Raw genomic sequence first — 12,790 nt, 5'->3', positions numbered from 1 at the left:
AGTTTTCGCGGAACTTGGTACGTTTGGTAATGTAAAATCACCATCTACACCGGTAATAGCACCAATTTGTGTACCTTTTACCAATACAGAGGCTCCAATAACTGGCTGCCCGTCTTCTTCAGAAATTACAACACCTGTAACCTTCTGGGTTTGGGCAGTTACTAGGCCTATTCCGACAAAAAGACAGGCCAATAACAGCATTAATTTTCTTTTCATAAATTCTCTCTTAAAGTTTAACTTTACATTAATTGTTTCTTTACTCTAACAAAGTGCAAATATATTAATAAAACTGAAACGAACAACTATTTTATTGAAAAAACCTTGTAAATCTATCAATTTGTTAATTAAACATACTGCTTTATGCTTAATAACAGATTTTTCACACTTAAAAAACCTAAACTGGCTTATGTTTACTATCACTATGATTCCCTCTTTTAGGATGATTTTTCCAAGAAATACACATATTTTAAAACAAAATGGTTAATAAATAAGCCGCTAAAACAGAGAACAGACCTGATTTTGAAACAAATTGAGAGTTCCCGGAGGCTAAATACCGATTAATAGCTAAACACAAAAAGACACTTTTTAAAGATATTAATTCTTATTCTAATCCCATCGAGCACAGAATATCGTCTTATTTGTTATTGGTATTAATTAAAATCAAGTAAAATGAGTAAAATTATTTACAATCTAGTGTACAACAGAAAAAGGAGCCTGAATAAAAAAGGAATGGCATTAGTGCAAGTAGAAGCCTATTTGGACAGAAAGAAAAAGTATTTTTCAACCAAAGTTTATTTAAAGCCAGAACAGTGGGACAATAAAAAGCTTATTGTGAAGAATCATCCTAATGCAGATGCGCTGAATAGATTGATATATGAGTTCATGGCTATGATAGAAAAAAAAGAGTTGGAATTGTGGCAGCAAGGAAGGCGTATTTCATTAGAGTTACTAAAGGATGTTTTGAGCACAAGCGAAAACAAAACCTCTTTTATTCCTTTTTTTAGGCAAGAGATAGCAAACTCTACTCTAAAAGAAAGTACAAAACGAAATCATCTCTCCACTCTTTCATTATTACAACAGTTCAAAAAGGATGTAACCTTTTCTGATTTAACATTCGAATTCATATCCTCCTTTGAATATTTCTTGCAATCAAGAGGTTATCACACAAATACGATAGCCAAACATATGAAGCATCTGAAGCGACATATAAATGTCGCCATCAACAAGGATTATATGGAGATACAAAAATACGCTTTTCGAAAGTACAAAATTAAAACTATAGAAAACAAGCATACGCACTTATCTCCTGAAGAGTTGGAGAAGTTGGAGAAATTAAACTTGGCTGGCAGATATACTAAATTGCAAAAGACTTTAGATGCATTCTTGTTTTGTTGCTATGCAGGAATGAGATATTCTGATTTTATCAGTTTATCACCCGATAACATCGTGAAGATTCGTCAAGAAACCTGGCTAATTTATAAATCCATAAAGACGAGTACAGAAGTCAGATTACCTCTTTATCTCTTATTCGAAGGAAAAGGGCTTGTTATTCTGGACAAATATCGGGATGACTTACAAAGCTTCTTTCATTTAAGGGATAACTCTAATGTGAACAAGGATTTAATTGTGATTTCCCGCCTAGCTGGTTTATCAAAAAAAATTTCATTTCACACTGCTCGCCATACTAATGCAACACTATTGATTTATAATGGAGTAAACATTACAACGGTGCAAAAATTATTGGGGCATAAAAGTGTTAAAACCACACAAGTGTATACAAATGTAATGGATATGACTATAGTGCATGATTTAGAAAAGAACCATGCACTCATGCCTTTGCCTAAAAAAACACGAACTTAGCATAGCCAATACTACACTTTCATATCGTTAGTCATATACTTCTCCTTTAAAGTCTGTTCACTCACTATTCAGTTTCAGCCTGCTCGCTGCAAACTCACTGCATACGTTTTGCAGTACTACTGCAAATTGTTTGCAGTATCACTGCATATTGCTTGCAGCCGCACTGCATATTAGTTTGCAGTATCACTGCAACAGCTTTGCAGTATCGCTGCAATAGGTTTGCAAAGTTTTGCAGTGAGAAATTGCTGAGAATCAATTAAGTATAGTATAGTGTAAATAGAAGATTGACATTGGTGTGTTATCAATATTTAAGACTGATTGGAGGTGTGGAAGCAAATTTTGCTTCCACACTTTTGCATTGCTTCCACAGCGTCTGTAATGCCGATGAATAGAGGGATACAAGGAGCGGGTGGAAGTGTGGAAGCAAAAATGATGAAAACTGTTATGAAGAAACAACAGTTGTCTTGATTGTTTAGCTAATCACAAAGTTTTGAGTTTACTGTTTTTTGAAGCTATTGAAATATTCTTTTACATAGACTTTAGTACTTTCGCTAATAAAATGACAATGTAGAGTAAATGCTTCATTGAAAGCAGCTAGGATGATAGATGTTGACAAAAGATATTCTTCATATAAGAGGAAGAATCATTTAAAATCTTTAAGCAACGTATTAACTTTATGATATACATATGATAACCAAGTCATTAATCCAACAAATAGTATCACAGCAGTAAGGTTTTATACATTGTACCCCTATACATACACCTTGTGAGAAAGGAAATTTCGCTATAGTGATTTCTATTACATGGTATAATCGCTTGATTATTAATAAAATAAGAGTGTTGTAGTTCCGCGAAAACTTTTATTGTATATTCTTTATTATCAATATATTATACACATTGTAGTTCCGCGAAAACTCTGCTAATTTCGTATGTTGGTATGCAAACGCAAGAGGTGGCTGTCGCACCTTCTTTAAGAGTCATCTTAAAGTCCGACAGTGAAATTCTTGATGAAGTAACAGTCATAGCTTATGGTACTGCAAAGAAGAACTCACTAACAGGTTCTGTTGCTACTATCAAATCCAGTGATATGGAAAAGCTTCCAGTTACTTCATTTGAGAAAGCATTACAAGGATTGTCGCCTGGACTGCAGATCGCAAGTGTCTCCGGTCAACCGGGTTCGTCTACACAGGTACGTATTCGTGGTATCGGGTCTATGTCTGCCTCAAGTACCCCACTTTATGTTATAGATGGAGTTGCTATTGAAGCTGCAAACTTAAGTGAAGTTGCAAATACCAGTAAATATGGAACAAGTGCAAATCCACTTTCAAACTTAAATCCGAATGATATTGAGTCTATTACCATCTTAAAAGATGCTTCTGCTGCTTCTTTGTACGGATCACGTGCGGCCAATGGTGTTATTCTGATCACAACGAAGCAGGGTAAAAAAGGACAAGCCAAGGTTAGTTTTAAAGCTCAAATGTCATCTTCCAAACTCCCTTCTGGTGGTTATGATTTGATGAATGCCTCCGAACATTATGCTCTGTATTATGGAGGCTTCTATAATAATAATATTGCTAAAGGCATGTCCTCAGAAGAAGCTTCCGCTGCAGCCAACAAATCCACACAAAGCATGTATGGGCGAAATCCATATAATGTTGCTAACCCTCTGGATGCTTCTGGCGACTTGACATCTGGTGCTCAATTGATGATTGATACCGATTGGTTGGATGAAGTCTTCAGAACCGGGATGTCACAAGAATACGATATCAGTGTAAATGGAGGAAACGAGAAATCAAAATACTTCATTTCTATGGGATATATGAATCAAGAGGGTATTGTGATTGGTTCGGATTTTGAACGATATTCAGGTCGTACAAATGTCTCAACGGAAATTAAACCTTGGTTCAGTATGGGTATCAATTCCACTTTCTCTTTGGCAAAACAAAACACTCCTGTAGGTGGAGGTGGCGGTGCTAGTCCTTTGACTAATGGTATTTTCCTACCCAATGCTGTTCCTGTATATGATTTGGATGAAAATTTCCAAATGCAATATGATGAAAATGGCAAACCTCTTTATAACTTCAAGAATCCCATATTTCAGGATATGAATGTTATATCATTTGCACAAACTGACAAATATGCAACTAACACATACCGTGTTTTGGTAAATCCCTACGTGGATTTCAACTTTTATGGAGTTCATTGGAAAACAAGTCTTTCATATGATTATATCAATTTGGATGAAACGCAATGGTATAATGCGGAACATGGTAATGGTAAAGCTGCACAAGGACGCTTGTACAAATATGCCATTTGGAACAACACTTTTGGATTGACCAGTACATTAAATTATAATTTCAACATAAAGGAAGACCATCACTTCTCGGTATTGGCTGGTTATGAAATCTATAATAAAGAGTACAAGCGCACTTATGCACAAGGAACAAAATTTCCGATTGGTGGTTTGACAGAGCTGAATGTAGCTGCTACTCCGCAAGAAGTAGGTTCTGTAACAGATAAAGAGCGCATGCTTTCTTATTTTGGTCGATTAAATTATGATTATCAGAATAAATATTTTGCCTCATTCAGTATCCGCTCCGATGGTTCTTCACGTTTTGCACCGGGACATCGTTATGGTACATTTTGGAGTGTCGGATTAAATTGGCGTATCAGCGAAGAAAACTTCATGAAAGATATTACTTGGCTCGATGACTTGAAACTGCGTGCCAGCTATGGTACTTCAGGTAACAAAACATCTGATTACTTATATGGTTATCAAGCCTTCTATGAAGGTGGAGCCAATTATAACGGAGAGTCTGGCTTCAGACATTCTCAATTAGCAAATCCTGATTTGTCATGGGAAAAATCCAAAAACTTCAATGTGGGGTTAGATTTTGCAGTACTTAACAGTCGCCTACATGGATCCATTGACTATTATATCAAAAACTCTGATGAACTGTTATTGGAAAAACCTTTAGCCGGTTCTACGGGGTTGGACATAATTATGTCTAATTTGGGTGGTATGCGCAACTCTGGTATAGAAGTAGATTTGCATTCCCTGAATATTCAAGCCGGAGACTTTAATTGGGGAACCGACTTCAATATCTCTTTTAACAAGAATGAAATCACTTCTTATCCCGAAGAACAGGAAGTTGTTGGTACAAAAGTTCGTACGGTAGGCTACAGCCTTTATGAATTTTACATGCAAGAATGGGCCGGAGTAGATAAAGAAACCGGTGCTCCACTTTGGTATAAAGACGTAAAAGATGATAAAGGTAATCCGACAGGTGAAAGAACTACCACTTCAACTTACTCTACTGCAGACAAATACAAACTTGGTTCTGCACTTCCCAATGTATTTGGAGGTTTGAATAATACATTTACATTTAAAGGATTAGACCTTTCATTCCTCTTTACTTATAGTTTTGGAGGAAAGATATATGATGCGTACGAAGCCAATTTGCTGAATGATGGTAACAACAACGGTTATCAAGCCATCAAAGATCAAGCGAATTATTGGACAAAAGAGAATCCAAACGCTCCGAATCCTGCATTCTTGCCCAATAACACTTCAAGTTCTCATTCTACATCAAGCCGCTATTTGCACGATGCAGATTTCATTAAATTTAAAAATATCAACTTAGGTTATACTCTACCAAAAAAATGGACACAGAAGATACAGTTGGAGACAGTACGTTTCTTTGGAAGTCTGGAGAATATCTGTGTATGGAACTTGGATGGTAGTTTCAAAGGTTACGATGTGGAATTGGGAGGTGTAACCGGAGTATTGGACGGTGCAGGTACGGTTCCATTGCCTCGTACAATCTTATTTGGTATAAATGTTGGTTTCTAATTTAAAATTGAGATTACGATGAATAGAATAAAGCAAACTATAATAGCACTTGCAATAGGTCTTAGCTTGGCAAATTGCGGTGATGATTTTTTGGATACTACTTCTTCGGACCAAATGTCCGATTCTAACACCTTTACTACGATAGACGGTGCGCAGCAAGTGTTGACCGGTGCTTATGACTGGTTGACCAATGGCTGGTTGGCTCATATGACCAACCAATATATTTTCTTCTTGCCTGACATTATGGGAGATGACGCATTGGTGACACCTGACCCCAACTACAATTATGGACGTTTTGTGTCTCCTTATCAATATACAGTTTCTCCAGGAAGTACCTATACTGATGACCCGTGGAAGGGATGTTACAGTATCATAGATAATACGAATGCCATTTTGGATAATATCGGAAACCTGGCAGAAAGTGCAGAGCGTAACAGAATTGAAGGTGAAGCGCTATCTCTAAGAGCTTATACTTATCATTTCTTAGTAAGAATGTATGCCAAACCTGTAAACAAGTACCCGGATAATCCGAGCATAATTTTACGTATTTCTTCTGGAACAGAAGACCTTCCTCGTGCTACAGTAAAAGATGTTTATAATCAGCTTGTCGTTGACATGGAAAAAGCATGTGGATTGTTGGACCAACATTCTTCTTCATCCAAGGCATATATCGGTGCGAATGCTGCTCATGGAATTCTTGCACGTTTGTATTTGGATTTAGGTGATGAAACAAATGGTATCAAACATGCCAATGCTGCATTGAAAGGTGTTAATTTGATGAATACGGCAGTTTACACAGCTGATTTCTGTGAAGTTAACTCAGAAACACTTTGGGCTTTCGAATGTCCAACTGATGATAATCAATTCTATCTTTCATTACCCTCTTTCTGGTATTTGTGTGGAGATGATTATGAAGATGCTGTTATTGGTTATAGCTCATTACGAGTTTCAAAGGCTTTGATTAATCTAATGGAAGATAAAGATATACGCAAAACTCAGTTCCCGAAAGATTCTGAAATAAACGATTATATCAGTGAAACAGGATACTTGACAACAAAGATTCATAGTCGTAATAATGAAATGGGACAAGGCTCTTTCAATATGCTGCGTGGTTCTGAGATGTATCTTATTATTGCTGAATTAGCTGCTGACAAACAGCATTATGATGTGGCTAAAGAAGCATTAAATGTTGTTCGGATAGCTCGTGGATTGGATAAATATAGTGGAACGGATGCCGGTTTAGCAGATGAGATACAACAAGAAAGAAGGCGTGAATTATTTGCAGAGGGACATCGCCTATTCGACATGAAACGTAGAGGTTTAGCATTGACAAGAACTGGAGTTGACGGACACGATTTGTGGACCAGTCAATTAGACCTTCCTGCTGGTTCTGATAGATTTGAATTACCTATTCCGCAAGCAGAGATTGATGCTAATGGAGAACTGACAAATAATGATCAGAATCCTGCTTATAAATAAGTCTGTAAGAAGGAGTATATCTGATTTCTGAACTTTCAAAACATCTCTATTTGATAGGGTGTTTTCTAAATAAAGTGTTTTAAAAGCCGTTCACTGTGAAGTAAGCGGCTTTTGTTATTCTATCTTTTCCACTTTATTTCTGCAACAATCATTTCCAAATAGGACGTATAGAAATCTGCTGCCGGGGATTAACGGTTATTTCTTCCTCGTCTTCCAAAGTAATAATTATGCCTTTAGATAATTGATAGTTGTCGTACCAAGTAAGTATCTTCCACAAATCCTATATATGATTTTATCGTGTCCGGACTTTTAACATCGACAGCCTTAGTTACAGAATTGTACGCAAAGCGATGAGTAGCGTTACTTGCCAAATAATACATCATCTCTCCAAGCTGCCTTTCATTGCTTATCTTGTTTCGCACCACTACATCCTTATAAATGATGTCGGTATAGAGTGAAAGCAAGTAGTTATCATTATCTGACTGAATGTATTGAGGAAAGTTTCCTATTCCTAGGTATTTTTGTATTTCACTAAGGAGTAGCACCTTGCCTTCTGCAGCATAAAATGTATCTTGTTTTATTGCTACTTGCTCTAGTTTCAGGAATTCATGGAAAGAAAAAGGATAAAGTTCCATAGTGACATATCTGCCAGTAAGAAAAGTGCCCAACTCTTTACTAAGTAGATTGGCATTACTGCCGGCAACAAACACCTTGCTCGTTTCTCTGCTCATAAATAACTTAGCGTAATAGACTTTTATCCACACAATCTTCCTCTCTTTATATATATTGCTAATATACAAAAAAATATGATATAAATAGAGAAACTTTCGATAGCCAATAGAAAGTTTTGTAACAAAGGAACCTATTTTTTATATGGAATTGCAAATTAAATTATGAACAGCATCTGAATGAAACAGATTACAACGATGAGTTAAACCTTGGAAGGGAATAATTCCACCGGAGTTGTTTGGAAAATAAAGTGTTTTTGATAGAGGTTGTCAAAATGTGAACTGCACAACCTCATTTTTTATTCTAGACTCTCGCAACAACAATCAACTTTTAAAAAACAATAACTATCAATTATCCATAATCTTATAAAAATATTGTATGTTTGCAATTAGATAAATGCATGAATATGGATTCTAAAAAACAACTCTACATCATTAGTGGTTGTAATGGTGCTGGTAAGACTACGGCATCTTATACTGTGTTGCCGGATGTTCTGGAATGCAAGGAGTTTGTCAATGCGGATGAAATAGCTCGTGGATTATCTCCTTTTAATCCCGAAAGTATGGCCATTGAAGCCGGACGGTTGATGTTGCAAAGAATCAATGAATTGCTGAAAAATCAACAAAACTTTTCTATAGAAACCACACTTGCCACAAGATCTTACACTCGCCTTGTCCATCGTGCACAAGAACAAGGATATAAAGTCAATTTAATATATTTCTGGCTGAGTTCGCCCGACTTGGCTATTCAGCGTGTAGCCCAACGTGTACGTAATGGTGGACACGACATTCCCAAAGAGGTTGTGCTCCGGCGTTATCAAGCAGGCATTGATAACTTTTTCAATATTTATATGCCTTGTGTGGACTATTGGCTATTGGCAGATAATAGCGAAACACCCCGTATAATTGTTGCTGAAGGTGGACGAGGAATGGAAATGCATATACATCACATTGAACGATTTAATAAAATACAAAGTTATGTCAGAGAATGAACGAAAAGAACTAAGCGAAAAGTTACATTTCGGTTTGGCATTAGCCGAACGTCGTATGCTTGAAGAAAAAGCATTGCGCAATGAATGCATTATACAAGGCTTGCCCAATGGAGAGATTAAAAGTGTACCGGCACGTATCATACTGCGTAGACTTTATGGAGAAGAGCTGAAACGATAGAAATATCCTCTCTTCAATAAACAGCAAACCTGAATTGTCTGCACGACACGAGAGCCAGTGCGGATTACAAAAGTACATTCTTTATTCCCCTGAATTATAATAAAAAATATATCCACTCAGTCTTCGTTATTCTATGTAGACTATATTCTCTTACAAGAAGACTTCCTCATTACGTTTTTGACATGCTCCAAACAGTAGTTTTTCATAGCTATAGAATTCTTTACTCCAATTACTTTGTATTTGGAATAATCTCCATTTATAAGATAGAGACAATTACATGGTGTTCTATGCATAAAATGGATAAATAGGTAGGATAGTATTTATGTAACCATTATAAATTCAATAGTATTTTACATAAGGGTTTACATTCTCATAGATGGAATAAACAACACGAGTAAATAATTGACAAAAAGCAACTAAATGATAGATATTGACAAAGCCCTTCTAGTTTTTGAGAAAAAAGATCCTAACGTTATGATTATAGCACATCAGTACAGAATTAAACACCTTCAAATCAGGATATTACCATTACAAATAGTATCATATAAGTAGATTGTCATTTACAGTGGATATGTATAGAGTATCTTCTCTAGAGGAATACTTTATTTCAGGAGCTCTTTTTGTTTATTTTGTATTGCTTATTATCAACAATATAGACATATTGTAGTTCCGCGAAAACTCTGGTAATTTCTTATATTGGTATGCAGACCCAAGAAGTGGCAATAAAACCCAGCTTAAAAGTGGTGATGAAGTCTGATACTGAGATGCTTGATGAGGTAATGGTGGTTGCTTTCGGTACAGCAAAGAAGTCTGCATTTACGGGTTCGGCTAAGGTGGTTGGTACCGAAAAGCTGGAGCAGTCGCAAGTGACGAATGTTACTGATGCCTTGGCAGGTGCTGTGCCGGGTGTGACACTGACTTCCAATGACGGTGCTCCGGGTTCAAAGTCATCCATCAAGATTCGTGGTTTTAGCTCAATCAATGCAAAGAATGACCCTCTGATTATTGTGGACGGCGCTCCTTATAGCGGTGATATTAATAATATCAATCCTAACGACGTTGAGTCAATGACAGTATTGAAGGATGCGGCTTCCAATGCTCTTTACGGTGCTCGTGGTGCTAATGGTGTAATTATCATCACTACCAAAAGGGCCAATATGTCGGGAGAGGCTAAGGTGACTTTTGATGCTAAGTGGGGTGCTAACACTCGAGCGTTGCAGAAATATGAAGTGATTGACAATCCTGGCATGTACTACGAGATGCATTATCGTGCCATGAACAATTATTATAAGTCAACGGGAATGAATGACCAAGCTGCATGGCTTGAGGCAAACAAGAATCTGTTTGGCTCCAACGGTGGATTGGGATACAATGTATATACAGTTCCCGATGGGCAATTCCTCATCGGTCAGAACGGTAAACTTAATCCCAACGCCACATTGGGTAGAGTTGTGAATTATAAAGGACGTGACTATCTGCTGACTCCGGATGATTGGGAAGATGTGGGAATGCGTACCGGTCTGCGTCAGGAATACAACTTCTCGGTGAGCGCAGCCAATGAAAAGTCCTCTTTCTATGTTTCTTTAGGTTATCTTGGAAATGAGGGTATCACTGAAGGCTCTGACCTGAAACGTTTGACAGGCCGTTTGAAAGCCGACTATCAGGCAAAGAAGTGGTTGAAGATTGGTGGTAATATGGGATATGCACGTTTTGATTCTAACTCGTTGAGTAACAATGGTACCAGTTCGTCTACCGGTAATATATGGGCGTTTGTTACCCAAATGGCTCCCATCTATCCCGCCTACGTGCGCAATGCTGACGGCAGCATCATGGTGGATAATAATGGTATTGGAATGATGGACTACGGTAGTGGTATCAATGCAGGTATGCAGCGTCCTTTCATTGCTGATGCCAACCCTATTCTAGACAATAAACTAAATACCAGAAACTCTGAAGGAAATGCCATTAACGGCAACGCCTTTGTAGATATAACTCCTATAGAAGGCCTAAAGGTGACATTCAATGGTGCTTTCAACTTGGATGAGACACGTCATAGTTACGTTTACAATCCTTACTACGGGCAGTTCGACTCCACTGGCGGTACAGTGAGTAAGTATCATACACGTACTTACGATTACAACCTGCAACAACTTGTTTCTTATGCCCGTTCGTTTGGCGACAATAACTTCGATATTCTTTTAGGTCACGAATATTATGATTATCGCTACTATGAACTTGGGGCCAGCAAGTCGCAGATGTTCTCTCAAGGCAATAAGGAATTGGATGGTGCCATTATCGACGGACAAGGTGCTTCTTCCTATAAAGAGCGTCGTAACAATGAAGGTTTCTTCGGCCGTTTGCAATACAATTATGACGAACGCATCTTCGGCTCGGCTTCTTTGCGTCGTGATGCTTCCAGCCGTTTCCATCCGGACCATCGCTGGGGTACATTCTGGTCGGTAGGCGGTGCGTGGCTTATCAACAAAGAAAGCTGGTTTGATGCTTCATGGGTGCAGGAACTGAAGCTGAAGGCTTCTATTGGTTCACAAGGTAATGACAATATCGGTGACTTCCTCTATACGGATAGATTTAACATTATCAACTCTAACAACAGCCTTGGTACTTCATTTAAATCTAAGGGCACTAAAGACATCACTTGGGAAACCAACACTAACTTCAATATCGGTGCAGAGTTCCAGTTGTGGAACCGTGTAACCGGTAGCATCGAGTACTACAGACGTAAGACTTCGGATATGTTGTTCTCATTTACCGTGGCTCCATCATTGGGTTATGCTTCCTATATGGACAACGTTGGTAACATGGTCAATAGTGGTGTGGAAATGGACTTCAATGTGAATATCTTCGATACACGTAACTTTACGTGGGATGTGAATGTGAACATTTCAACCTTGAAGAACCGTATTACGATGCTTGATCCTGATAAGTTGATTACTACTGAGTATACAGCTGATGGAAAAGGATATAAGGGCTATTCTAACGGAAGCTTCTTCATTGGTGAAGATTTGTCTATGTTTACATGGCGCTTGAAGGAGTATGCCGGAGTGAATGAAAAGGGTGAGTCTTTGTTCTATAAGAATGTCAAGGACGAGGCCGGCAATATCACCGGACGTGAAACGACTACGAATCATGCTCAGGCTGACTATTACATCACAGAGGAAAGCTCAATACCTAAAGTGTATGGTGGTTTCGGTACCAAACTGAAAGTCTATGGCGTGGACTTTGGCATAAACTTCACTTACCAGATTGGTGGTAAGCAGTATGATGGTACGTATGCTTACTTCATGTCGTCACCTTATGGTACGGCTGGTTACAACTACCATAAGGATTTGTTGAACTCATGGACTCCTGAGAACACAAATACTAATATCCCGCGTTTCCAGATGAACGACCAATATTCAGGGGCAATGTCTACGCGCTTCTTGACAAATGCAAGCTTCTTGAATATCCAGAATATTAATGTGGGCTACACGTTGCCTTCCAAGTGGACAAGAAAGTTGGCCATCAACTCATTGCGTGTGTATATGTCGGCAGAAAATGTTTTCTATTGGTCTAAACGTAAAGGGTTCGACCCACGTCAGTCATACGACGAGACAACCAATGCTACTTTCTATTCACCGATGCGTACCATCTCTGGTGGTGTGTCATTTGAGTTCTAAACCTAATATATAGATTACAATGA

At 38.0% G+C, this 12,790-nt stretch carries 7 protein-coding genes and 1 pseudogene; 6 read left to right on the top strand and 2 right to left on the bottom strand.

Annotation, left to right across the window (positions count from 1 at the left end; translation table 11 throughout):
* Positions 1-216: carboxypeptidase-like regulatory domain-containing protein (locus DWX62_RS14670; protein WP_133304108.1), on the bottom strand; the 216-nt coding region annotated here is incomplete at its 3' end.
* A gap of 453 nt (positions 217-669) precedes the next feature.
* Between DWX62_RS14670 and DWX62_RS14665 the strand changes: the two genes are divergently transcribed.
* From DWX62_RS14665 to DWX62_RS14655, 3 genes are all read left to right on the top strand, one after another.
* On the top strand, positions 670-1,860 hold the full coding sequence (locus DWX62_RS14665) for a site-specific integrase (RefSeq protein WP_061412937.1): 1,191 nt from the start codon (positions 670-672) through the stop codon (positions 1,858-1,860).
* 862 nt (positions 1,861-2,722) lie between these two features.
* Positions 2,723-5,713, top strand: a complete 2,991-nt coding sequence (locus tag DWX62_RS14660; RefSeq protein WP_310591531.1) for a TonB-dependent receptor — start codon at positions 2,723-2,725, stop codon at positions 5,711-5,713.
* Positions 5,714-5,731: 18 nt separating this feature from the next.
* Positions 5,732-7,192: a RagB/SusD family nutrient uptake outer membrane protein gene (locus tag DWX62_RS14655; RefSeq protein WP_005824584.1), complete on the top strand. Its 1,461-nt coding sequence runs from the start codon at positions 5,732-5,734 to the stop codon at positions 7,190-7,192.
* Positions 7,193-7,425: 233 nt separating this feature from the next.
* On the opposite strand, the gene DWX62_RS14650 is transcribed toward DWX62_RS14655, so the two are convergent.
* The gene (locus DWX62_RS14650; protein ID WP_229031933.1) at positions 7,426-7,923 is read right to left on the bottom strand and encodes an AAA family ATPase; all 498 of its coding nucleotides are present in this window, start codon (positions 7,921-7,923) and stop codon (positions 7,426-7,428) included.
* A 404-nt stretch (positions 7,924-8,327) separates the two neighbouring features.
* Here DWX62_RS14650 and DWX62_RS14645 point away from each other — a divergent pair, with 404 nt between their 5' ends.
* The 3 genes and pseudogenes from DWX62_RS14645 to DWX62_RS14635 all read left to right on the top strand — a co-directional run.
* On the top strand, positions 8,328-8,912 hold the full coding sequence (locus DWX62_RS14645; RefSeq protein ID WP_034533105.1) for a zeta toxin family protein: 585 nt from the start codon (positions 8,328-8,330) through the stop codon (positions 8,910-8,912).
* Positions 8,899-9,090 (top strand): hypothetical protein, encoded by a 192-nt coding sequence (locus tag DWX62_RS14640; RefSeq protein WP_008665776.1) that lies wholly within the window; start codon positions 8,899-8,901, stop codon positions 9,088-9,090. The genes DWX62_RS14645 and DWX62_RS14640 overlap by 14 nt, the downstream gene beginning before the upstream one ends.
* A 665-nt stretch (positions 9,091-9,755) precedes the next feature.
* A pseudogene (locus tag DWX62_RS14635) lies at positions 9,756-12,767 on the top strand (SusC/RagA family TonB-linked outer membrane protein); the annotation flags it as partial.
* Positions 12,768-12,790 lie beyond the last annotated feature (23 nt).

This window comes from Bacteroides sp. AF20-13LB (assembly GCF_003603065.1).
Lineage (GTDB): Bacteria > Bacteroidota > Bacteroidia > Bacteroidales > Bacteroidaceae > Bacteroides > Bacteroides uniformis.
This window is presented reverse-complemented; position numbering and strand designations above follow the sequence as displayed.